We start from the raw sequence: 23,038 nt of genomic DNA on the forward strand, positions 1-23,038 counted from the left end.
TTGCGAGAAGGCTGGAAGCTTCGATCCCGACAAAGTCCGTGCGGCTGCTTTGGGTCTGGAGTTCGAGTCGCCGAGCGGTAAGCGCAAGGTCGCCGAAAATCAGCACACCTGGATGCCGTGCTTCGTCGGCGAAATTCAAAAGGACGGCCAGTTCAAGATCGTCTATCGGCATGAGGATCTCATCGCTCCGGAATCTTATAGCAAGTATCTGCATCCGGATGGAAAGTATCCCGCGCCGACCGGCGGTCCGAAGAAATAGTCTTAGCCATTCGAGATGCGCGACCGCGAAAACAAGCTTAACCGCAATTGCACGGTTTTGGCGGTGGTGCTATCTAAGACGTCGGCTTTCCGTGCCGGCTTGCGGGCTGAGACAAGCCCGCAAGCCGGTTGTTTGTAGTCACGGCTCGCGTGGCTTTTCGAATCGACTATTCACGCAGTGCGGAGCTGCGCCCCGAAATGATTGGACGAACCACTTTTCCGACGCTCATCTTGGCGTCGCTTGTAGCCGGTGTGCTGTTTCCGCCGGTTCGCGCATCGGCGGCGGGGCCACCCGTCGAAACTCTCATTCGCCAACTAGCGGATGAAAGCCCGGTCGTTCGCCGCAAGGCAATCGATGCGATCACGCACTCCAAAGACGTGCGGATGATCGCTGTTCTCAAGGCCTTCAACCTGGGGAACCTCTATCTTTGGAAGGCCGGCGGCGACCGGGTCGTTCTGTGTGAGAAGACGACGAAGGACGCAAGCGGCAAGGAGCTCGCGCCGTTATCCGATCCGTTGACCGGGCAACCCGTGCTGAAGGATGGCAAGCAGGTCGTCAGGCCCATCGACGATCTCACGCAAATGGGCCCCAGTGGGCTCGAACGCCGCCTAGTCGGCAACGCGATAACGGTGTTGGAACTCTGGGACCCTGATCCTGACGTGCAGGTCGTCGCAATCCAGCGGGTGGGCAACAGCGGCAAAGCGGAATTCATTCCGGCCCTCGAGGAAGTCGCGGCCGACGCCATGCTATCCGAAAAAACTCGCCGAAATGCCCATGAGAGCATCGATGTCATCCAGTTGCTAGCCGCCAACACTCCAAAAGCCGACCGCATCGCCGCGGCGCAGGCACTTGGGAAACTGCGCAGCACTCGCGGCGCCTCGATCTTGGGCGACCAACTGGAACACATGCATCAAGACGCGGCCGACGGCAAAACGGTGGATCTCGAATTGCAGCAGACTTATGAAAAAGCCGTGGCCCAGATCGAAAGCTATCAACGGCTCGTCCGCGGGTTGGGCTACGTCCGCGACGGCATTTCGCAAGGATCGATCTTGATTCTGATGGCGCTCGGGCTGGCGATCACATTCGGCGTGATGGGCGTGATCAACATGGCCCACGGCGAGCTGATGATGATCGGCGCATTCGCCACCTACGCGATGCAGCAGTTTTTCGTCAAGAATCTGCCGGAGTCGATGTTCAATTGGTATTTCGTCGCGGCATTGCCGGTCGCGTTTCTCTCGGCGGCGATTTGCGGATACTTTGTCGAAATGCTTGTGGTGCGGTTCTTATACGGCCGGGCACTCGATACGATGCTGGCCACATGGGGCGTGAGCATCGTGCTGATCCAGGCGGTGCGGGCGATTTATGGCAACAACATCGGCGTGAACGCCCCGACGTGGTTTCGCGGCGGCTTCGAAGTGATTCAGGATCTCGTGCTGCCGTACAATCGCTGTTTTATCGTTATCTTGTGTGTCCTTTGCGTGGCGTTGATCTACGGCTTGTTGGGGTACACCAAGATCGGATTGCGGATTCGGGCGACCGTGCAAAATCGCGAAATGGCCGCGGCGCTCGGCGTGAGCACGCGCCGCGTCGACGGCTATACGTTCGCGCTTGGCGCCGGCATCGCGGGCATTGCCGGCTACGCACTAACGCTGATCGGCGGCGTTACGCCCGACATGGGGCAGAACTACATCGTCGAATCGTTTCTCGTCGTGGTCACCGGCGGCGTCGGCGAATTGGCCGGCACGATCTACGCCGGGCTAGGCCTAGGCGTCCTCGATAAAATCTTCGAGCCATTTACGGGCGCGGTGTGGGGGCAAGTGCTGATTCTAGTGGTGGTCATCCTGTTCATTCAGCGGCGCCCGAGTGGGTTGTTCCCGCCGAAGGGGAGGTTGGCCGATGTCTAAGGCTCCTTCCACTGCCGAACGATTGTCGCGCCGATTCGACCTTTCGCCGGGCAACATCGCGTTTTGGGTGTTCATGGTCGTGGCGTTTTTCGGCGTGCCGGCCCTATACCACCACGACTTGCTCGACGCTTCGCAAGTGAGCCTGTTCGGAAAATTCGTAGCGCTGGCGATTGTCGCCATCAGCCTGGATTTGGTGTGGGGCTACACCGGAGTGCTTTGCCTCTGCCAGTCGCTCTTTTTCACGCTTGGCGGATACGGAATGGGCATGTATCTGGCAATGCATGGCCCGTTGGACAACGGCAATATTCCCCGCGCGCTGTTCGTCGTGTCGTCGCAAGTGTCGGGAATGACATTGCCATGGTTTTGGTATCCCTTCAGTTCGCTGCCACTAGCGATTCTTTTGGCGTTGATGGTGCCGGGCTTCGTGGCTCTGATCGTCGGCTATTTTGGTTTTGCCAGCCGCGTTCGCGGCGTGTATTTCGCGATCCTGACGCAAGCCCTCACGCTCGCGGCCTACAAGGTTTTCTGCCTGAACAACATGCTGCTCTGCGGCACGAACGGCCTGACGAACTTCGTCACGCTCGCCGGTCATGATTTGCGCGACAACAATGTGAAGGTCGGGCTGTTTCAGACGACTGTGATTGTGTTCATCGCGGTGTATTTGCTGTGCAAATACATCGTCAGCTCGCGGATGGGACGGGTGCTGATCGCAATTCGCGACAACGAATCGCGGTTGCGGTTTTCGGGCTATCGGCCACATTACTACAAAGTGTTCGTCTTCACGCTTTCGGCGATGTTGGCCGGCGTCGGCGGAATGCTCTATACGCCGCAAAACGGGATCATCACTCCCTCGAACATGGCCGTCGCCCCGTCGATTGCCGTGGCGATATGGGTGGCGGTGGGTGGCCGAGGCACCTTGCGCGGCGCGGCGTTCGGCGCGCTGATCGTGCTTTGGATCGAAAATTTTCTCACCACCCGCTGCCCGAACTTCTGGCCTTTCGTCGATGGCGGCCTGTTCATCGCGGCGGCCCTCTGGTTTCCTGCCGGAATGCTTAACGTGCTCGGCGGATTGTTTCTTGGCTGGATCATGGCGATGCCGCCGGTCTGGCAAGAAAAATTCTGGGAAGACGATCCGACGGCTCTCCAATGGACGAGCCCGAGTGCCTTGGCCTATTGGGGTTACTGGCTGGTGTGGCTCGCGGCCGGAGTTTTCATGATTTGGCTGGCCCGGAATCCCGACCGTTTGTATCAATGGCTCGGCAAGCTCTGGCGCTCGGCCGCCGGTCCTAAGTCGGCCATTCCAGCCCTAGCGCCGGCCGTGTCGCCGGCTGCGGTTTCATTGGCCGCCGAGGAAAGCGGATTGCCAGTTAGCCCAATGGTGGGCGAGGGTTCTGCGGTCGGAGTCGTTGGCGCTCACGACTCGACGGAGAACGGTTCGGCCACCGCCGGCGCTCCGCCGCCGCACGAGGGCGATACGCTCCAACAGCGATTGAGCCGCATCGCGCTCATGACACGCCGCCAGCCGACGAACCTCCCGAACGGCGATCTGCTGAAGGTTGAAGCCGTGAAAGTGCTTTTCGATGGCTTCAAGGCCCTCGATGTCGACGCATTCAGCCTCGGTTTCTACGAGTTGCGCGTCGTGATCGGGCCGAACGGCGCGGGAAAAACAACGCTGTGCGATGTGATCAGCGGCAAAACCCGCGCCACCGAAGGCAGCATTACATTCGCCGGCCGCGGCGTAACCAATATGGCCGAGGCCGAGATCGCCCGGCTAGGCGTCGGGCGAAAATTTCAAACACCCACGGTGTTCGACAGCCTGTCGGTCTATCAAAACATGGAGCTGGCTCTTCCAGGGCGGCAGGGCCTGCTCAGCAACTTGTTCACGCGCGAAACGGCCGCCGAGCGCGAAAAAATCTTTACCATCCTCCGCCGCGTGCGGCTGGCTGAACACGCCGATCGGCAGGTAAAGTATCTCAGTCACGGCCAGCGGCAATGGCTCGAAATCAGCATGCTGATCCTCTCCGGCCCGATGCTGCTGTTGGTCGATGAGCCGGCGGCCGGGCTGACGGATGAAGAAACCGTGCTCACTGCCGAACTGCTACTCGAGCTGCAAGAAGAACACAGCATCATCGTGATCGAGCACGATATGGATTTCGTCCGCCTGCTGGGCTCCCGCGTCACGGTGCTCAATGAAGGCCAAGTGATGGCGTTCGGCACGATGGACCAGGTGCAGGCGGACCCGAAAGTAATCGAAGCGTACCTGGGCCGGTAGGGTGAGGGCCATGGTGAGAGAAGAGGAACTGGGAATGACGAATGTCTAATGACGAATGACTAAACAATGACGAATGACGAAATATCGCTTCGTCATTCGAGCTTCGTGATGCGTCATTCATTAGACATTCGTGCTTTGTCATTAGAGATTGAGCACCTATGTTGACGATTGACCGATTATCGTTTTCCTACGGCGCCGTGCAGGCGTTGCGCGAGGTGAAGATGACCATGGCCGATGGCCGGGTCACTTGCATCATGGGGCGCAACGGCGTCGGCAAAACGACGCTGCTGAAAAACCTGATGGGCATTCTTCGCCCGTCGTCGGGCAAGGTCGAAGCCGGCGGAATGGACCTCACCTGGATGTCGTCGCATCAGCATGCCCGAGCCGGAATGGCATTGGTGGCCCAGGGGCGGCAGATTTTTCCGAAGCTCTCGGTCGAGGAAAACCTTCGCGTCGGCCTCTCGGCGCTCGAACCGCCGCGCGGCATGTTCTCCAAATTGGCGGCCTCGCTGACGTCGAGCAATTCCGGCTCCGATAGCCTTCGCCCTCAATCGCCCAACGGCAAGCATCGCGAAATCCCCGCGATGATCTATGATCTATTTCCCGTCCTCAAGACGATGGGCCGCCGCATGGGAGGCGATCTCTCCGGCGGCCAACAACAACAACTTGCCATCGCAAGGGCCCTTGTCGGCCAACCGAAAATCCTGCTGTTGGACGAACCGACCGAAGGCATCCAGCCCAATATCATCACCCAGATCGGCCATGTGCTGCATCACTTGGTCGACCAAATGGGCATGACTGTGGTGCTGGTCGAACAGTATCTCGATTTCGTCAAGGAATTCGGACATCAGTTCTATATCATGAACCGCGGCCGCGTCGTGGCGGAAGGGCCGACGACCGACCTCAGCCCCGAAATCATCCGCAGCCATTTGAGCGTATAAGAAGCCAGGGTGAGGCGAGGGGGCCGGGAGGAAGGCGGACGCGCGAACCCGCAAGCGTGCCTCGCCGGCCGATTCGCATGGAAGCTCGCTTGCGGTTTCGCGCGTCCGCCGTCCATGCTTTCATCCGCCGTGTTTCATTCGGCATTCGTACTTCGTCATTCGTCATTTCCCCCTGGGGTTACTTGAATGATCGGACGCTTCGATTCGCTGCGGCCGGGGGAAGGGATTCTGCATCTGTCGCGCGTCGCCGGGCGGACGGCGATTGTGCGTGCGGCGGCAACCAGCCCCCTTAAATTGCTGATGCCGCGGCGCCCCGGCCCTGCCGCGTGGATCTACACGAGCACCTACGGCGGCGGCCTCGTGGCCGGCGACGACATCGGCCTTCGAATCCGGCTCGGCTCGCAAACCATCTGCGTCATTGGCACGCAATCGACGACGAAAGTTTACAAGAGCTCGCACAATCGCGTTTGCCGCCAAACGCTGGCCGCGACGGTCGATGATGGCGCCCTATTGGTCGTCGCCCCCGATCCGGTGAGTTGCTTCGACGGCGCCAATTACGAACAGCGGCAGCGGATCGAATTGCACCGCGGCGGGGCGCTGGTGGTCGTCGATTGGCTCACCAGCGGCCGGCGCTGCCGCGGCGAACAGTGGAAGATGAGCCGCTACGCCAGCCGGCTTGAAGTGGCCGTCGATGGAACTCCGGTGCTGACGGACGCCTGGCGGCTTTCGCCAGAGGATGGGCCGCTGGAATCGCCGTTTCGCATGGGCCGATTTCATTGTGCCGCGGCGTTGGCAATCATCGGCTCGCCATTGGCCGAGGCGGCAAGCCGAGAGCTGGCCGATTCGGCCCGAATTCCCTTTGCCCCCGACGCCCCGCTCATCGAAGCCGCCAGCCCGATCCCGCATGGCATCGTCGTGCGGCTATTGGGGGAAACACCTGAACTGGTTGGCCGCCGGCTCATCGAAAGGTTATCCTTTTTAGCGAGCCGGCTGGGCGAAAGCCCCTGGTCAAGAAAGTGGTAGCCGTTGTCTCTGAGACCTCAAGCCTGTAGCCTCAAGCCTTAAGCCTTCTATGCACCTCACGCCGCGTGAAATCGACAAGCTGCTGCTGCACAATGCCGGCTTCTTGGCCCAGAAGCGGCTTGCTCGCGGCGTGCGATTGAATCATCCCGAATGCGTGGCCCTGATCGCGACGCAGTTGCTCGAATTCATTCGCGACGGTCGATCGGTCGCCGAACTGATGGACCTCGGCCGGCAATTTCTCGGCCGCAAGCAGGTCATGAGCGGCGTGCCGGAAATGTTGCACGAAGTACAAGTCGAAGGCACGTTTCCGGATGGCACGAAGCTTGTCACGGTGCATCATCCGATCGCGGCCGAGCACGGCGATTTGTCGTTGGCATTGGCCGGCAGTTTCTTGCCGATGCCCGAGCTCTCTGTCTTTGAACCGGAAACCGCGGATACGCTCGATTCGCCACCGGGAAGCTGCTCGACCGGCGACGGCGATTTGCTTCTAAACGCGGGCCGCGAAACGACCACGCTTGAAGTCAGCAACCTCGGTGATCGGCCGATCCAGGTCGGCAGCCACTACCACTTCATCGAAACGAACGACCAGTTGCAGTTCGACCGAGCGGCGGCCTATGGGAAGCGGCTCGACATCCCGGCGGGCACTGCCGTGCGCTTCGAGCCGGGCGATACGAAAACCGTCACGCTCGTCGAGATCGCCGGCAAGCGCATTATCCGCGGCGGCAACAATCTCGCCGACGGCCCGCTCAGCGAAGAAAACAAGAAAGCAGCGATGATCCACGTCGCCTCGCGAAAATTCGCCGACAAAACGTCGTGACGAAATACATGCCGTGTGCCGCTGGCTCCGCCAGTGTGATTCGCCAAGGTGGTCGCAAACACTGGCAGAGGATCAATTAACGGAAAAGTCGATGCCCTACAAAATCAAGCGTTCTCACTACGCCGAAATCTACGGCCCGACGACCGGCGATAAAATCCGCCTCGGCGACACGCAGCTATGGCTCGAGGTCGAGCGCGATGCCGCCGTGTATGGCGATGAATGCAAATTCGGCGGCGGCAAAGTGCTCCGCGACGGCATGGGCCAGGCTGCCGGCACGAGCCAAGCCGACGCTCTCGATTGCGTGATTACCAACGCCCTGATCGTCGACTACACGGGCATCATCAAAGCCGACGTGGGAATCAAAAATGGGCGGATCGTCGGCATCGGCAAGGCCGGCAATCCCGACATGATGGACGGCGTCGATCCGGGCATGATTGTCGGCGTGACCACTGAAGCGATCTCCGGCGAAGGCCTGATTCTCACCGCGGGCGGCATCGACACGCACGTTCACTACATCTGCCCCCAGCAGGCTTATGACGCGCTCGCCAGCGGCCTGACCACGCTCGTCGGCGGCGGCACCGGCCCCGCCACCGGCACCTGTGCCACCACCTGCACCCCCGGCGCTTTTCACATTCGGATGATGCTTCAAGCGACTGATGGCTTGCCGATGAATTTCGGCTTCCTGGGAAAAGGCAACACCGCCAAGCCGGAGGGATTGGTCGAACAATTGGTCGGCGGCGCGGTCGGTTTCAAGCTGCACGAAGATTGGGGAACCACTCCCGCTACCATCGATTGCTGCCTGTCGGTCGCCGAGCAACACGACGTGCAGGTGGCAATCCACACCGACACGCTCAACGAATCGGGCTTTGTCGAGGCATCGATCGCCGCGTTCAAAGGCCGCACGATCCACACGTATCATTCCGAAGGGGCCGGCGGCGGCCATGCGCCCGATATTCTCCGCGTGTGCGGCGAGCCGAACGTGTTGCCGAGTTCCACCAATCCGACCAGGCCCTACACGGTCAACACGCTCGACGAGCATCTGGATATGCTCATGGTCTGCCATCACCTCGACAAGAATCTGCCCGAGGACGTGGCATTCGCCGAAAGCCGCATCCGCGGCGAAACGATCGCCGCCGAAGACATCTTGCACGATCTGGGGGCGATCAGCATCATCAGCTCCGACGCCCAGGCGATGGGCCGCATCGGCGAGGTGATCACCCGCACCTGGCAAACGGCCGACAAAATGCGCCGCCAGCGCGGCCGGCTCCCCGACGAAACGGGCGACAACGACAATCTCCGCATCCGCCGCTTCATCGCCAAATACACGATCAACCCGGCCATTGCCCACGGCATGAGCCATCTGATCGGCTCGGTCGAAGTGGGCAAGCTGGCCGACCTGGTGCTCTGGCGGCCGGCGTTTTTCGGTGCCAAGCCCGAGATGGTGATCAAGGGGGGCGTAATCGCGTGGTCGCAGATGGGCGACGCCAATGCCTCGATCCCCACGCCGCAGCCGGTGCTCATGCGGCCGATGTTCGGCAGCTTTGCCCAGGCCGTCGGCCCGATTTCGATTGCCTTCGTCAGCCAGGCCTGTGTCGACGCCGGCACTGCGAAAGAATACGGCTTGCGGAAGCGAATCGAACCGGTCCGCAATTGCCGCAACATCGGCAAGCGCGATATGAAGCTAAACGACCTCGCCCCGGCGATCACCGTCGATCCCGAAACCTACCTCGTCACCGCCGACGGCGAAGCCCTCGTCTGCGAACCGGCCGACGAACTCCCGTTGGCGCAGCGGTATTTTTTGTTCTGATTGCCTCGGCGTCGCGGATTGTCGCTACGCTCTGTCTCAAAACTCGCCGATCGGCACACCAGCCCGAAGCGTTAGCGAGGGAATCGTTGACAGACTGGACCTGCTCCGCCTGGCTTGAGGTGCGGGCTGGTGTTTTGCGATATGGCATGGCTGAAGCGATGCCGCTCGGCTTCCCGGGGGACCCTTCGGCCGCTATACTGGTTCGTTTCCACGCAACGTAATTCTTCGTCAACCGCGTTCCTACGATCCGAGGGTGCGATGGCTCGAGTTTGCGAAATTTGTGGCAAGGGACACGCGATGGGGAATTCCGTTACCATTCGCGGCAAGGCCAAGTATCTCGGCGGAGTCGGCACGAAGGTGACCGGCATCGCCCGGCGGAAATTCAAGCCGAATTTGCAACGGATCCGCGTCACCGTGGGTCGCGGCACCAACACGACCAAGCTCGTTTGCACGCAATGCATCCGCAGCGGCGGCGTGGCCAAGCTCGTGCGCCGGGCACCGTTCAAGCTTTCGGCTGCAGAAGCGTCGACAAAGGCCACCAGCTAACGATTCGGCCGAAGCACTGGCAAAGCCAGTGCACACGGCTCAGTGCCATACGGCGCCGTGCCGTAGGTCAGGCTTTCCAGCCTGACGATTCGCCGTTCGACGTTCACTCGCCCCCAAGAGATCGTCCGATGAGCCTTAGCCGCGCGGATGTCGAAAAGGTGGCCCTGCTGGGCCGGCTCCGCCTCACCCCGCAAGAGCTCGACACGATGACGGCCCAGTTGGGCGCGGTCGTGGCCTATGTCGAGCAGCTTTCGGAATTGAACACCGACGATGTCGAGCCGATGGCCCATGCCGTCGAATTGACCAACGTCTTCCGCCCCGACGAACTCCAGCCGAGCCTCGATCGCAGCGCCGCCCTTGCCAACGCCCCGCACCACGACGATGAATACTATCTGGTTCCGGCGGTGCTTGGCGAGTGACGGCAAGCGGCCGGGGGCCGCCGTCAGAAAGCAGTTACGAGTCTGTGATGTCGCTCCTCCACCACACTGCCACGCAGCTATTGGCCCAGCTCGAATCGGGCGAGGTGTCGGCCGTCGAGGCGACGCAAGCCTATCTCGATCAGATCAAGCGGCGCGAACCGGAGGTCAAAGCCTTTCTCCGCGTCGATGCCGAAGGAGCGCTGTGGCAAGCGGCCGACGTCGATCGCCGTCGCAAGGCGAAGCAGCCGGTCGGCCGGTTGGCGGGCCTGCCCGTGGCGGTCAAGGATTTGCTTTGCTCGAAAGGCGAATTGACGACCTGTGCTTCGCGGATGCTCGAACATTTTCGGCCCCCGTATGACGCCACCGTGGTGGCCAAGCTGCGCGCCGCCGACGCGGTGCTGATCGGCCGAACGAATCTCGATGAATTCGCGATGGGGGGCTCGACCGAGAACTCGGCCTTTCAACAAACGCACAATCCTTGGGATCTCGAACGCACGCCGGGCGGCTCCAGCGGAGGGGCGGCCGCGTGCGTCGCCGCCGACATGGCCCCGCTTTCGATCGGCACCGACACCGGCGGCTCGATCCGCCAGCCCGCGGGATTGTGCGGCGTCACCGGATTGAAGCCCACGTACGGTCGCGTGAGCCGGTTCGGCCTGGTGGCATTCGCCAGCAGCTTGGATCAAATCGGACCGCTCGCGCGCACGGCCGAAGACGCAGCCCTGTTGCTCGAAGTGATCGCCGGGCACGATCCGCGCGACGCGACATCGATCCCTTCGCCGGTCCCCGCCTATTCGCAAACGGTCGGTCAGCCGCTCGAAGGCTTGCGGCTCGGCTTGGTGCGCGAGCATTTTGGCCCGGGGCTCGATGCCGAGGTGGAAGCGGCGGTTCGCGAAGCGATGCGAGTTTATGAATCGCTGGGGGCCAAGGTCGAAGAGGTGTCGCTGCCGCATGGCAAATACGGTGTGGCCACGTATTACGTCATCGCCCCTTGCGAGGCCTCGAGCAATCTGGCCCGCTACGACGGCATTCACTATGGCTATCGCACCGATGAATCGGCCATGGAGGCCGAACTCGATTCCGAGCGAAAGCAACTGATCGCTGCCGGAGATCGCGCCAGGGCGGACAACCTCGACAATCCGCTGGTGCGGCTCTATCGCCGCAGCCGGGCCGAGGGATTTGGGCCCGAGGTGAAGCGGCGTATCATGCTCGGCACCTACGCGCTTAGCGCCGGCTACTACGACGCGTATTATCTCAAAGCGCTCAAGGTGCGCCGGTTGATTCGGCAAGACTATGACGAAGCGTTTCGCCGTGTCGATCTGATCGCCGGGCCAGTGACCACGTCGCCGGCATTCAAGCTCGGCGAAAAATCGAACGATCCGCTGGGGATGTATCTGGTCGATCTGTACACCGTCAGTGCGAATTTGGCCGGCATCGGCGGAATCGTGTTCCCCTGCGGATTCAGCTCGAGCGGTTTGCCGATCGGTCTGCAATTGCAAGGCCCCACCTTGGCCGAAGACCGCCTCTTCCGCGCCGCCCACATGTTCCAAACGGCCACGGATTGGCACGAGCGGCGACCTGATGGGAGGGGCGAGGGGCGAGGGGCGAGGGGCGAGTAAAAAGAATCCAGGGTCCCGCAATGCATTCAACGACACCCGCCGACGCGCGGTTCCATCGACCTTTCGTGTTGCATATCATGTGTTCCGCCTTACTCGTCCCTCGCCCCTAGCCCTCCCCCCTCGTGTTCACCACCATCATCGGTCTCGAAGTTCACGTGCAACTACTGACGCAGACGAAATTGTTCTGCGGTTGCAGCACGCGCTTCGGGGCGCCGCCCAATACGCAAACCTGCCCCGTCTGCATCGGGATGCCCGGCGTCATGCCGGTGATGAATCGCCGGGCATTCGAGCTGGCGTTGCGGGCGGCGGTCGCGCTGAATTGCCGCATCGCTCCGTTCACCAAGTGGGACCGCAAGAATTACTATTATCCCGACCTGCCCAAAGGCTATCAGATCAGCCAATACGATCTGCCGTTTTCCTCGGCAGGGCATCTGGAAATTCGCGATCCAAAGGGCCGCTTCCAGCCGCGCGAGATCGGCATCATCCGCGTGCATTTGGAAGAAGACGCCGGCAAGAGCATGCACGACGAACTGGCCGGCAAAGCCGATAGCCGCATTGATTTGAACCGCGCGGGCACGCCGCTATTGGAAATCGTGAGTCAGCCCGATCTCCGTTCGCCGCTCGAAGCCAAAACCTATCTCACCGAACTCAAGCTGCTGCTTTCGTATCTCGGCATCTCCGATTGCAACATGCAGGAAGGAAGCCTGCGGGTCGATGCGAATGTGAACCTGCATGTCCCGCAGCCCGACGGCCGGTTGGCGAAAACGCCGATCGTTGAAATCAAGAACATGAACAGCTTCCGAGCCGTCGAGCGGGCGCTCGTTTATGAAGCCGAGCGGCAACTGCAAGTCTGGCAGGAAACGAAGCAAGAAATCGGCGCCGTGCCCAAGCAAACGCGCGGCTGGGACGATGCTGCCAATGTCACGCGGGCCCAGCGGCACAAGGAAGAATCGTCGGACTATCGCTATTTCCCCGAGCCCGATCTCGTGCCCGTCACCGTACCGGCCGGGGCGGTTCGCGAAATCGCAGCTTCGCTCGGCGAGCTGCCGGCCGCGTTGCGAACGCGGCTGGAAATCACACACGGCATCAGCCAATACGATAGCGACGTGCTCGTGAACCAGGGGCTGCCACTGGTGGATTATTTCGTCGAACTAGCCAAACTGATCGGCGATGGCAAGCTGGCCAGCAATTGGCTGCAGCAAGACGTGCTGCGAACGCTCAATGAGCGCGGCGTGGCGATCGAACAATTCCCGATTCGCCCGGCCGGACTCGCAGAATTGATTTCCCGGGTACTATCGGGTGATTTGGATACGAGCCGTGGCCGCGAAGTGTTTGCCGACATGCTCGTCGCCGGCAAGAGCGCGGCGGAAGTGATCGCCGCTCGCGGTTTCACGCGCGTCGACGAAAGCGAATTGATCGCCCTCTGCCAGGAAATCGTGGCGGCAAATCCCAAGATCGTCGCCGACGTGAAAGGGGGCAAACTTCAAGCCGCCGGCAATCTCGTCGGCCAAGTCAAAAAGCGCAACGCCAACATCAACCCCGGCCGCGTGCGGGAAATCTGCCTCGACCTGATCGCGAAGCTCTAAAATCGCGCATCGCAAGCCCAGGGAAGGCCCTATCCGTCTTCCCACTTGCACGTCTTTCTCTCGGCCATCCCCGGGGGTTCCGCGCGACCCCCCCTTCCCAGCCCTCCAAACTCTTGCCAACCCCCGCCCATTCCTGTAAACTTTGCAATACAAAGTGAATCGCGCCGTCCTGGAGCCCCGATCATGGAACTGCAAGAAGCCCTCCTGCAAATCGCCGCCATCCGGCGGCAGATGGCCCGTAGCGAGCAATTTCGCGGATATCGGGCCGCCCCGGTGGCGATCTCGGCTTTGCTGGCGTTCCTCGCCAGTGCGGTGCAGTCGCAGTGGATCTCCGAGCCCGCGACGCATTTGTGGCGATACCTGGCATTGTGGATCGCAGTCGCCGCCGCTAGCCTTGCAATTTGTCTGGGCAATGTCTGGCTCCGCAATCGGCGGTCGCCTGGGTTATTGCAGCATGAGACGACTCAGTTGGCGCTTGAGCAGTTTTTCCCCTGTCTCGTGGCAGGGGGGCTGCTGACGATCGTCGTTGCCCGTGCGGCGCCGCAAGCCGCATGGATGCTTCCGGGTCTGTGGGCAATTCTTTTCAGCATGGGCCTGTTTGCGTCATGGCGGCTGTTGCCGCCGGCGATTCTTGCCGTGGCGATTTATTATCTCGCGAGCGGCCTCGGCGCACTGGCTTGGACGAGCAACCGCGAGCCGCTTTCTCCATGGGAAATGCCGCTGTTGTTTGGAGTCGGCCAATCCATCACGGCAGCCGTGCTTTTGCTTTCGGAGAGGAAAGGGACTAAGCCGTGACCAAGAAAGAGCCCTCGCGTCGCGAAGGGACCACCAAAAGACCAGCTGCCGCACAAAGCCGCGCGCCGGCCGTCCCGACAGCGGGGCGCTACGCCTACGAAGGCCTCGATCGCACGATTCACGAAAAGGCCCGGCTCGGCATTTTGACCTCGTTGGCCGCACACCCGACGGGACTGTTGTTCGGCGATCTGAAAGATCTTTGCTCGCTGACCGACGGCAATCTCAGCCGCCATTTGCAAACGCTGCAAGAAGCCGGACTGGTGGAGGTTTGGAAGCGATTCGAGCGAAAGCGACCGCAAACGCTCTGCCGATTGACCGAACCGGGCCGCCGCCGGCTGTTGGCTTACATCGCCGAATTGGAACGCGTCGTCGCCGACGCGGCCGCATCGGTCAAGACCGCCGCGGCAATCGAGCACAGCCCAGCGTTGCGACCAGGATGGCTCCCCGGCTGACGACCCCCTTTTTCGAACTGTACTTTGCAATGCAAAGTCCACTACTCTAACAAGTAAACGGATTTCTTGTCATTCCCTCCACTTTTTCCAAGGAGAAGCCTCGATGCCCGCGTTCCTCTCTTCTCGCCAATGGCAAGACTTTTTCCGCAGCAATACGAGCCATCAACTTCCGCTCCCCTGGGACATGGGGGCCGAATTGTCGGCGGCCGAAGCTCGCGCAATTATCCGATCGCTGCAAGCCTGGCAACTGGGCGAAACGTCCGATGGCTCGCATTTGATGGCCGCGGCACGCCGCTATGCGGCCAGAATCGGCGACCCGGAATTTCCCGCCGTCGTCGAACTATTCATCGCCGAAGAGCAACGGCATGGCGAATTGTTGGGCCGATTTCTCGACATGCAGGGCTCCGGCCGGATCGGCCGCAATTGGGGCGACTCGCTGTTCCGGCTGATGCGCGCACGACTGTCGAGCATGGAGATTTGGACCACCGTGGTCATCGCCGTGGAAACGCTGGCGATGATTTATTATCGTGCGGTGCTCCAAGCAACCGAATCGCAATTGCTGCAGACGATTTGCCGCCAGATCCTTCGCGACGAAGTGCCGCATCTGCAATTGCAATACGAACGCTTGGCTCAAATCTATGCCACCCGTGGCCCGATCCTCCGCCGGCTCACGCTCCGTTCGCAGCAAATCTTGTTCTTCGGCACAGCGTCGGCCGTTTGGATTGCGCATCGTCGTGCACTGCGGGCCGGGCGATTTCCGCTACGGCGTTTTTGGCGATCGGCGTGGAAACGGATGGGCGTGCATTGGAGCCGCATGGGCCTGATCGCAAGCCCAGGGCCTTTGAGTTCGCGAGCGCTAAATTCGCCTGCGAAACGGCGTGGAACGGTTCCGAGCCAAAACGAAGCGTCGGCGGTATAATCGACGGCTGTATATTTTGGAGGGCCAACAATCTAGCACAGGCATTCGACGGCGATGCGCGGTGAAGTGGCAGCAAAGCAAACCGACGAGATTTTCGATAGTAGTTCGATGCCTGATCGCGTCGAAGAACTCGATCGTTCGGATTCACGCCGCGTTTTTGCTACTTGATCCGCCTGCTCGGCGACTTTGATCTTGCCGAAGAAGCGTTGCACGATGCTTTCGCCGCAGTCGAGCAATGGTCGCGCGACGGGATGCCTGAAAACCCGCGTGCTTGATTGATCTCGACAGGTCGTTTCAAGGCCATCGATGCGATTCGGCGACGCAAACGCTTCGATAGTTCGCTCGCGGACATCGCCCAGCGACAAACGGCCGCCCTGCCGGCCGAACTGTTGCCAGAACCACCAGCCCGCCAATCGGCCGAGCAAGCCGGCGGGCATCCGAAACTGATCGGTGAGCGATCGGAAGAGTCGTTTCGCGCCGCTGTGCGGCGTCAGTTCTGCGGCCTTCATGCAGCAGCTCTTGCAAGTGCCTGAATCGGCGAGAGACGGATCGCAAAAAGTGTGTCCGATGTTGTTGTACCCCAAGCTCCGAACCGGCGAGCCGCGGATCGGCTTATTTCCCGATGCAGAACCGGCTAAACACGCGGTCGAGAATGTCGTCGGTGTAGACGGTGCCGACGACTGTTCCAAGCTCGACGAGGGCGGCGCGAAGTTCGGCCGCGATCAATTCCTCGCCGCCGGAGCGGCTTGCCATTTGCCCGGCGCGCCGCAGACATTCGGCAGCCAATCGAAGGCTTTCGTTGCAACGCGTCGCTGTGTTGGCGACGGCGCAGTTTGAATCTTGCGAGGCCAATTGCTCGCGGATCGCGGCTTTCAGTGCGTCGAGGCCGACCCCAGTTAATGCGGACGTTGGGAAGAAGTGGGTTTTGGAGTTGGGCGGCTGGGCAGATCCAGGAAAGGTTGGGAGGATGCGGTCCAGAGGTGATGTCGTTGGCAGCCTTCCCGGGGCTCGGGGGACGATGGTTCGAGAGAGGGAGGTTTGAACTGCGTCGCACTTGGTGAGGGCCACCAGTGGATGCTCGGCGGTGGTCAATTGCGTTTGCTCCCAAGCGTTCGGTTCGCGGGTCGCATCGAGGCATAGCAGCCGCAGATCGGCTTGTTCGGTTTGTTCGACGGTCATTTGCTGCGCGGCGCTCGAAATCGTCGGGTGGTCGACGTCGATGGGCTCGCGGCCGGCCGTGTCGACCAACCGGCACGATGTCTCGCCGAGCGGCAATGTGGCCATTAGATAATCGCGTGTCGTTCCTGGCTCGCTCGAAACAATCGCCGCCGTTCGATCCAGCAGTGCGTTGAACAGGCTGCTCTTGCCGACGTTTGGCCAACCCACGAGCGCGACCCGTGGTTCGATTTCCACGCGGTTGCGCGACCGCATTCGGTCCAGCAACTGTTCGACACGCTCCGTCGCCGCCGCAAGCCGCGAGCGCAATGCAGTATCGGAAATGAATTGCAAGCCTTCGTCCGCAAAATCGAGCCCAGCCTCCAAATCGGCCAGCAGGTTCAACAATTCGTCGCGCAGCGATGCCAACGGCCCGCTCAATCCACCCGCCAATTGCGAAAGTGCGACGCCGAGTTGCCGGCGATCGTTCGCATCGATCACTCCCAAAACAGCCTCGGCTTGTATCAAATCGAGCCGGCCGGCGAGAAACGCTCGGAGCGTGAATTCGCCCGGTTCAGCCAACCGCGCGCCCGCCGAGCAAACGGCTCGCAGCAGGATGGCCAGCAGCGGCGGCGAGCCGAACGTGTGCAACTCGGCAACCGGTTCGCGCGTGAAGCTGCGAATCGTTGGCCAGAGATACAACGTGCATGGGAGCGTGCTCGATGCCGATTGCCTTCCGACCGCGGCGGACAAAGCAACGCTGCCGGCGATGACGCAAGCACGGCTCGCGCTTTCGAGGCTGTCCAAGTCGTGCGGCGTAAATACTCGTCGAACAACGGCGACGGCCTCGTGGCCGCTGATACGCAGAATGCCGCGCGCCGAGCCGCCGGCAGCAGTGGCGATTGCCGCAATGGTGTCGTCGGGCGAATGCACGAGAGAGCCGGAAAACAAGATCCGAGAACACAGCCGGACGCGCGAAACCGCCACAGCGAGTCCCAAAGCCGAACACCGCCACAAGCCACCAACCTACTATCCGTTGCGACCGCGTTGTTTCTTCTTGTTCGCACTTCGACTCGAACCATTTTGACCGTTCGTGCTGGCGATCGCCGCGGAGCGAGATTCGCTCGCAGCCGCCGGATTGCTGCCGCCGGGCGGAAGCGTCTTGGGCAAAAGTTTTCGCTCCGCGATTCCCCACATGCTTGATGCAATGAAATACAGGCACAAGCCGCTCGCCACCTTGAAATACAAGAAGCCCATGCCGAGCGTCATGAATTTCATGATCTTCTGCTGCAACGCCGTGTTGTCGTCGGTCGCCGGCGGCATGAACATCGATTGCTGCCAAACGAACAGAGCGACCGTGAGAATCGGCAGAATATTCAAATACGGCCCAAGCCAAGCGGTCTCGCCCGACAAGAAAGGCGGAATCGTATGCCTCCAATTCCAAAACATGTCAGGCGCGGCGAGATTCGAGCACCACCGCACGCCTTCGCCCAACAGCGATGCCTGCCGCAACTCGATATTGACCATTAGCGACCGATAAAGGCCCATGAAAATCGGCAATTGCACGAACACCAGCAAGCAGCCACCCATCGGGTTGTAATTGTGCTTCTTCCATAGTTCCTGCATCGCGCGGGTGCGCTGCTCGGCGTTGGTCTTGTATTTCTCGTTGATTTTCTTCATTTCCGGCTGCAACTCTTGCATCTTCTTGGCGCTAAGGGCTTGCTTGCGCGACAGCGGAAACATGCAAAGCCGGACCAGGATCGTGAGCATCAAAATCGCGATGCCGTAGTTGCCGACCAGCCAATGGAAGATTTCCAAAATCGCCACCATCGGCTGTGCAACCAAAGCGAACCAGCCGTAATAGACGAGTGGACTGAGGTCGTTGCCCACTCCGCCGCCGTATTGATCCAATAGTGCCGGCTGCTTGGGGCCGATGAACACTTGATAGTCGTGTTCGATTTTCTTGCCCGGATCGAGCACTTCCAGCGCGCTGGTGAGCCGGCAAGTGCAATCGACCTTCCGCCGCACGGCCACATCCTTCGGCACCTCGCCGACGATCATCGCCCGGACTTCCGAAAACCAGGGCTTAAACTTTTGGCCTTGCGGGGCCTCGTTCTGCGGAATCAGCGCGGAAGCAAAATATTGCGCGTCCACGCCCGCAAAGGCCAGCGGAGCTTCGGGCAATTCCGGGCCGACCGGCTTGGTGGCCTCGTCTTTCGGCGGCGTTTGGCCATTCTTTTTAGCTTCGATTTCCTTTTCTTTTTGCGCGGCCAGCGGCATGCTGTTGTCGAGCGTCAGTTCGCTGCCGTGAAATTTCAGCGCCACGTCGCGCAATGCCAGACCGCTCCAATCATGCGATATGCGGTAGGAATACCACCAGCCTTCGGTAGGCAATCCAGTCGCCCCATCGAGCTGATAGGCGACCTCATGCGATTTCTTGCCGGTATTGCGCACTTCGACGTGCAGTATCAGGTGATAGGCCGGGGCCGAGGCGCCGGCTGGATTTTTTCCGATTTCGGCCAGCGTAAAGCGCTTCACCAACTCCAAATCCCACCGCGGCAGCCTGCGCGTGAATTCGACCGTGTTCGGATCGGTCCGCTTTGCTTGCCACAGACCGTCGCGAAGATGCAACCCGGCGATCTCGTCGTTCACGCCGGCCGTGTCGTTCGTATCGTCGTCGGCTTGGTGCAATGTCAGCAACAGCGACAGCGGATCGTGGTCGGTCGGCGGCGGAAGGATATCGAGCGGATCGGTGTTTGCCTCCGGCGAAATCACCGACAGCGGATATCGGCCAAGCGTGGCGGCGAGTTTTACTTTCTTTCCGTCAGACAGCACCGAGAGTTCGACCTGTTGGCCCGGCTTCGTCGTGTTCAGCGCATCGACAAGCGCCTGCGGACTCTCGATCGATTGGCTATCAAGGCCGGTGATCTTGTCGCCCGGTTTCAATCCGGCAGCCGCGGCGGGAGTGCCGTCGCCGACGACATTTACGATGCAACCGGACCCTTTGGCCGGCAATGCGAGAGCCAGCCGGCCCAAATAGCCGTTCCGATTGTCCAAATCGCCGTACTTCGGATTGCTCATCTCGACCCGCTCGACGGCCGCGCCGCGATTGGTGAGCGTTACGAGCATTTCGTATTTGCCGCCGGCCGTCGCAGGAGTGAGCGAGCCGAGCGTAAACCACTGCGGAGCAATATCGATCGCTTCTTCGGCCGGTGGCTGCTGCGGCCCCACAACGGGCGGGTTTTGTCTGGGCGGAGCCGGCTTTTCGCCAGGCGCCGTTTTTTCGGCCGGCTTCACTGCGGGCGCGTTCGCTTCGGGTGGATTCGCACCGCGCTCGCCGGCTTTCGGCGCGGCCTTTTCGTTGGCCGCCCCCTTTCCGCCGTTTTCATTTTGGGCAACCTGATTTTGTTGGTTTACCGGTTTGGGGGGGTGGACCAAGTTTTCCAGGTAGACGCTGCCGATGAGAATCAGCAGTGAAATCGCCAGGAATGATACCAGTCGCCGTTCCACGATGGAGTTCTTTCGTTACGTTGGGTTTGTGCGTTTGCGGTATTCGTGTTGCGGCGGCCGGCAATCGGGTGCGGCAGCTTCACCGCACGGCACTTCAATTCGGTCGTAGCGACTATGCAAATGATACGCTTCGCGGCCACCCAGAGGTTTCTGCCGCCAGAAACGAGGGCATCGCGGCGGAACTTCCGACGCCGCTTCATCTTTGATCTACGGGACTGAAGCGTCAACCCCATTCAGTGTCCGCCGGCATAGCGAGCCGAGACGAATCACCGGCGATGGCCAGATCGCTCGCCGGCCCCATCCAACTGGTCTTTTAGCGACCCTCCAGCAACCGGTCGCCGAGATAATTATCCAGTTCGGGAATATCGTAAATCTTCTGCCGCGTAATCTCCGCCGGATAATCGATCCGCCGGAACGACAGGCTGCCATCTTCCAGCACGACATAGCAGGCCTTGCGATTTCCATCGCGCGGCTGGCCGACCGAACCCACGTTGACCATCACCTTCTCATCGCCGAGTTTGAACGTTCCGCCGATGTCTTCGGGGCTAAAAAAATTGCCGCTCAGCGTAAACACCCCCGGCACGTGCGTGTGTCCTTGAAAGCAATATCGCTCGACGAACGAAAATATTTTTTCCATTTTCCGCTGGTTGTAGATGTCTTCAGGAAAGACATATTCATTGAGCGGATTGCGGGCGGAGCCATGGACATAGAGAAATCCATTGTCGCGCCGGTTGCGCGGCAACTCACCCAGGAATTCCCATCGCCGAACGCGATCGTCCGAGGTTCCCCGGCCCCTTTCCAATTGCGAACGGGTCCAAAAAATCGCTCGCTCGGCGCTGGAATTAAACCCCTCGGGATCGAACAGCGCGCCCTGATCGTGATTGCCCAGTAGGGTGAAATCGCATTTCATCACCAGATCGATGCAATCCAGCGGATCGGGGCCATAGCCGATGATGTCTCCGAGGCAGAAGATCTCGGTAATCCCCTGCTGTCGGACGTCGGCCAACACCGCCTGGAGAGCCTCCAGGTTGCTATGAATGTCGCTGATGAGGGCTCGCTTCACGCCTGAGTTCCAGCCCGTTTCCCGCTCCCGCGCGTCGAAGGCCTACGCGAGGATTTGATCGAAGGTACAATGACGAAAGGACAAATGCTGAATCTTTCGCGGCTCAAGATGAATTCGCTCGTCGCTCTTGATGCCGGGCAATTCGAGCGTTGCGCGATTTGGCCGGCAGTCGAAGTTTCGACGGACGATTGCGTTTCGCCACGCTACCGTTGCCAAACTTGAAGTCTAAGTCCGAAGGATTGCAGGGTCAAGCCGGGCGCGCACGCTGCTTCACACCTATCGCGGTGGCACCCATGAAAATCTTGGCCATCGAAACGACCGATCAGGCGGGAAGCGTGGCCTTGCTCGACAACCGGCGGGTCGTGGGCGAGCACCGCTTAGCGCCCGGGCAGCGGAGCGCCCAATCGCTCGCGCCGGCAATCCGCGATCTTTTGGCGGCGACCGGATGGCGGCCGGCCGATATTCGACTTGTGGCGGCGGCGATCGGCCCAGGCTCTTTCACGGGCTTGCGCGTGGGCCTGACCACGGCCAAAACGTTCGCCTACGCCGTGCAGTGCGACCTGGTGGGAGTGCCGACGTTGGAAGTGGTCGCGGTGCAGGCGGCGGGAGAGAGGCCAGGAGCCAGGGGCCAAATTCTCGCCGTGCTCGATGCCGGACGTCAACAGGTGTTTTCCGCGCGGTTTCAACCGCTCGCCGCGGCTATGCAGTGCATCGAGCCCACGGCCATATTGGATGATGCCGATTGGCTTGCGGGACTTTGGAGCACAGCATCATTGCCCAGCAGATCGGAGCAAATCGAATTGCTTTCCGGGCCCGGCTTGCGAAAGTTCGCCGGCCAGCTACCGGCGGAAATCCACCTCGCTCCCGCTGAGATGTGGAGCCCCGGAGCCGCTACGGTCGGACGATTGGCCCTCGACCGTCACCAGGCTGGCCAGCGCGACGATCCGTGGAGCATCGTGCCGATGTATTATCGGTTGAGTGCGGCAGAGGAGAAACTCCAACGGATGAAAATCCGTTAGACTCGCCACTTGAGATCGTAAGTGGTGCCATTTTCCGGATGGTGTTTGTCGAGCGCGTGCAGCACGACATTCATTCCGTCTTCTTTCAATGTGGCCGACAACCAGCCGTTCGGCCGATTCGGTTGAAACACGTAAGCCGTCGGGGGCAAGTTGATCAGTTGGATCCCCTTGTACGCAATCACGAACCACGAATGCGTATGCCCGAAGATCATCGCCTTGACATGCTTGCGCGGTTCGAGCACGTCGAACAGGGCCGAGGTGTCGATGATTCCTTTCGCAAGCAAACGCAGTAGCTCGTTGAAGTCGGGATTGTGGTGGCAGACGATGATGGCGGGTTTGTCGGCATGGGCATCCAGCGCTTTGGCGAGCCAAGCGATTTGCGCCGCGCCCAATTCGCCAGGCGTCTCGTTTGTTTTCTTCAGCGAATCGAGCAAAAACCAGTTGGCCCGCTCGGCCAGGATCACGTCGACCAACCGTCCTTCGACCGGTCGCGTCTCGGGCCGATACTCGGCCAGCGCTGCGGCGAATGAGGCCCGATCGTCGTGGTTGCCCATTCCCAGGTGCAGCGGCAACCCCGCCTCGCGCAGCGGATCGAGCAGCCGGGCCACCTGGCGATAATCTTCCTTCAAGCCCAGGTGATATGCACAATCGCCATTCAGAAACGCCGCTGCGGGGCGAACCTCGAGTGCGGCAACTTCCGCGGCGACGCGGCGAAAATTGTCGGTCATGTTCACCCCGCGATTCCTCTCCTTCGGGTTGGCGGCGATGTGGGCATCGCTCAACAGCGCGAATAGGTGCGGATCGCGGCGTGGCTCGGCGGCCGGCGAAAAACCGACCGTCAACACACCCGCGGCCCCGGCGGCCCCGCCGATGATGAATTTTCGCCGATTGAGAGGTGGAAGATGAATTGGCACGGCGGAATGTCCTCGCGCGCG

General features: G+C 60.8%; 19 protein-coding genes and 1 pseudogene. 15 read left to right on the plus strand and 5 right to left on the minus strand.

Annotated elements, in window-relative coordinates:
• The 14 genes and pseudogenes from VHX65_17455 to VHX65_17520 form a co-directional block, all read left to right on the plus strand.
• A partial coding sequence (locus VHX65_17455; protein ID HEX4000342.1) for a transporter substrate-binding protein occupies positions 1–259 on the plus strand: 259 nt, incomplete at its 5' end.
• A gap of 197 nt (positions 260–456) precedes the next feature.
• Positions 457–2,163 carry an urea ABC transporter permease subunit UrtB gene (gene urtB / locus VHX65_17460; GenBank protein ID HEX4000343.1) on the plus strand — a complete coding sequence of 569 codons (1,707 nt, stop codon included), beginning with the start codon at positions 457–459 and terminating at the stop codon, positions 2,161–2,163.
• On the plus strand, positions 2,156–4,435 hold the full coding sequence (urtC, locus tag VHX65_17465; protein HEX4000344.1) for an urea ABC transporter permease subunit UrtC: 2,280 nt from the start codon (positions 2,156–2,158) through the stop codon (positions 4,433–4,435). The genes urtB and urtC overlap by 8 nt, the downstream gene beginning before the upstream one ends.
• 158 nt (positions 4,436–4,593) lie before the next feature.
• Entirely contained in the window at positions 4,594–5,376 is a 783-nt protein-coding gene (locus VHX65_17470; GenBank protein ID HEX4000345.1) for an ATP-binding cassette domain-containing protein, read from the plus strand.
• 186 nt (positions 5,377–5,562) lie between these two features.
• Positions 5,563–6,399 carry an urease accessory protein UreD gene (locus VHX65_17475; protein HEX4000346.1) on the plus strand — a complete coding sequence of 279 codons (837 nt, stop codon included), beginning with the start codon at positions 5,563–5,565 and terminating at the stop codon, positions 6,397–6,399.
• A 49-nt stretch (positions 6,400–6,448) separates the two neighbouring features.
• Positions 6,449–7,156 (plus strand): annotated as a pseudogene (gene ureA / locus VHX65_17480) (urease subunit gamma).
• 151 nt (positions 7,157–7,307) lie between these two features.
• Positions 7,308–9,023, plus strand: coding sequence for an urease subunit alpha (gene ureC, locus VHX65_17485; GenBank protein HEX4000347.1), 1,716 nt, complete (start codon positions 7,308–7,310; stop codon positions 9,021–9,023).
• A 258-nt stretch (positions 9,024–9,281) separates the two neighbouring features.
• On the plus strand, positions 9,282–9,569 hold the full coding sequence (rpmB, locus tag VHX65_17490; protein HEX4000348.1) for a 50S ribosomal protein L28: 288 nt from the start codon (positions 9,282–9,284) through the stop codon (positions 9,567–9,569).
• Between the two features lie 128 nt (positions 9,570–9,697).
• The gene (gene gatC, locus VHX65_17495; protein HEX4000349.1) at positions 9,698–9,988 is read left to right on the plus strand and encodes an Asp-tRNA(Asn)/Glu-tRNA(Gln) amidotransferase subunit GatC; all 291 of its coding nucleotides are present in this window, start codon (positions 9,698–9,700) and stop codon (positions 9,986–9,988) included.
• A gap of 47 nt (positions 9,989–10,035) precedes the next feature.
• A complete protein-coding gene (gene gatA / locus VHX65_17500; GenBank protein HEX4000350.1) occupies positions 10,036–11,604 on the plus strand; it encodes an Asp-tRNA(Asn)/Glu-tRNA(Gln) amidotransferase subunit GatA in 1,569 nt (522 codons plus the stop codon).
• 122 nt (positions 11,605–11,726) lie between these two features.
• The gene (gene gatB / locus VHX65_17505; protein ID HEX4000351.1) at positions 11,727–13,190 is read left to right on the plus strand and encodes an Asp-tRNA(Asn)/Glu-tRNA(Gln) amidotransferase subunit GatB; all 1,464 of its coding nucleotides are present in this window, start codon (positions 11,727–11,729) and stop codon (positions 13,188–13,190) included.
• Positions 13,191–13,373: 183 nt separating this feature from the next.
• Positions 13,374–13,985 (plus strand): hypothetical protein, encoded by a 612-nt coding sequence (locus tag VHX65_17510; GenBank protein ID HEX4000352.1) that lies wholly within the window; start codon positions 13,374–13,376, stop codon positions 13,983–13,985.
• Complete coding sequence (locus VHX65_17515) at positions 13,982–14,437, plus strand: transcriptional regulator (protein HEX4000353.1); 456 nt, start codon at positions 13,982–13,984, stop codon at positions 14,435–14,437. The genes VHX65_17510 and VHX65_17515 overlap by 4 nt, the downstream gene beginning before the upstream one ends.
• 103 nt (positions 14,438–14,540) lie before the next feature.
• Entirely contained in the window at positions 14,541–15,356 is an 816-nt protein-coding gene (locus VHX65_17520; GenBank protein ID HEX4000354.1) for a ferritin-like domain-containing protein, read from the plus strand.
• 32 nt (positions 15,357–15,388) lie between these two features.
• Here the strand turns inward: VHX65_17520 and VHX65_17525 are convergent, their stop codons facing one another.
• The 4 genes from VHX65_17525 to VHX65_17540 all read right to left on the minus strand — a co-directional run bounded on the left by VHX65_17525 (position 15,389) and on the right by VHX65_17540 (position 21,084).
• Entirely contained in the window at positions 15,389–15,865 is a 477-nt protein-coding gene (locus VHX65_17525) for a hypothetical protein (protein HEX4000355.1), read from the minus strand.
• Positions 15,866–15,968: 103 nt separating this feature from the next.
• On the minus strand, positions 15,969–17,462 hold the full coding sequence (locus VHX65_17530; GenBank protein HEX4000356.1) for a tRNA modification GTPase: 1,494 nt from the start codon (positions 17,460–17,462) through the stop codon (positions 15,969–15,971).
• Between the two features lie 78 nt (positions 17,463–17,540).
• Complete coding sequence (locus tag VHX65_17535; GenBank protein HEX4000357.1) at positions 17,541–20,021, minus strand: YidC/Oxa1 family insertase periplasmic-domain containing protein; 2,481 nt, start codon at positions 20,019–20,021, stop codon at positions 17,541–17,543.
• A gap of 313 nt (positions 20,022–20,334) precedes the next feature.
• Positions 20,335–21,084, minus strand: coding sequence for a metallophosphoesterase family protein (locus VHX65_17540; GenBank protein ID HEX4000358.1), 750 nt, complete (start codon positions 21,082–21,084; stop codon positions 20,335–20,337).
• A gap of 293 nt (positions 21,085–21,377) precedes the next feature.
• On the opposite strand from VHX65_17540, the gene tsaB reads away from it, so the two are divergent.
• Positions 21,378–22,103 carry a tRNA (adenosine(37)-N6)-threonylcarbamoyltransferase complex dimerization subunit type 1 TsaB gene (gene tsaB / locus VHX65_17545; GenBank protein HEX4000359.1) on the plus strand — a complete coding sequence of 242 codons (726 nt, stop codon included), beginning with the start codon at positions 21,378–21,380 and terminating at the stop codon, positions 22,101–22,103.
• Here tsaB and VHX65_17550 read toward each other — a convergent pair.
• Positions 22,100–23,017 (minus strand): metallophosphoesterase, encoded by a 918-nt coding sequence (locus VHX65_17550; protein ID HEX4000360.1) that lies wholly within the window; start codon positions 23,015–23,017, stop codon positions 22,100–22,102. The genes tsaB and VHX65_17550 overlap by 4 nt on opposite strands.
• Positions 23,018–23,038: the final 21 nt, after the last annotated feature.

The sequence above is a fragment of the Pirellulales bacterium genome (assembly GCA_036267355.1).
Classification (GTDB): Bacteria; Planctomycetota; Planctomycetia; order Pirellulales; family DATAWG01; genus DATAWG01.

Coding starts and splice junctions, on each gene's coding strand:
- urtC (HEX4000344.1), top strand. CDS start 2,156: ATGTCTAAGGCTCCTTCCACTGCCGAACGATTGTCGCGCCGATTCGAC.
- VHX65_17475 (HEX4000346.1), top strand. CDS start 5,563: ATGATCGGACGCTTCGATTCGCTGCGGCCGGGGGAAGGGATTCTGCAT.
- VHX65_17510 (HEX4000352.1), top strand. CDS start 13,374: ATGGAACTGCAAGAAGCCCTCCTGCAAATCGCCGCCATCCGGCGGCAG.
- gatC (HEX4000349.1), top strand. CDS start 9,698: ATGAGCCTTAGCCGCGCGGATGTCGAAAAGGTGGCCCTGCTGGGCCGG.
- urtB (HEX4000343.1), top strand. CDS start 457: ATGATTGGACGAACCACTTTTCCGACGCTCATCTTGGCGTCGCTTGTA.
- ureC (HEX4000347.1), top strand. CDS start 7,308: ATGCCCTACAAAATCAAGCGTTCTCACTACGCCGAAATCTACGGCCCG.
- VHX65_17470 (HEX4000345.1), top strand. CDS start 4,594: ATGTTGACGATTGACCGATTATCGTTTTCCTACGGCGCCGTGCAGGCG.
- rpmB (HEX4000348.1), top strand. CDS start 9,282: ATGGCTCGAGTTTGCGAAATTTGTGGCAAGGGACACGCGATGGGGAAT.
- gatA (HEX4000350.1), top strand. CDS start 10,036: ATGTCGCTCCTCCACCACACTGCCACGCAGCTATTGGCCCAGCTCGAA.
- VHX65_17525 (HEX4000355.1), bottom strand. CDS start 15,865: ATGAAGGCCGCAGAACTGACGCCGCACAGCGGCGCGAAACGACTCTTC.
- VHX65_17520 (HEX4000354.1), top strand. CDS start 14,541: ATGCCCGCGTTCCTCTCTTCTCGCCAATGGCAAGACTTTTTCCGCAGC.
- tsaB (HEX4000359.1), top strand. CDS start 21,378: ATGAAAATCTTGGCCATCGAAACGACCGATCAGGCGGGAAGCGTGGCC.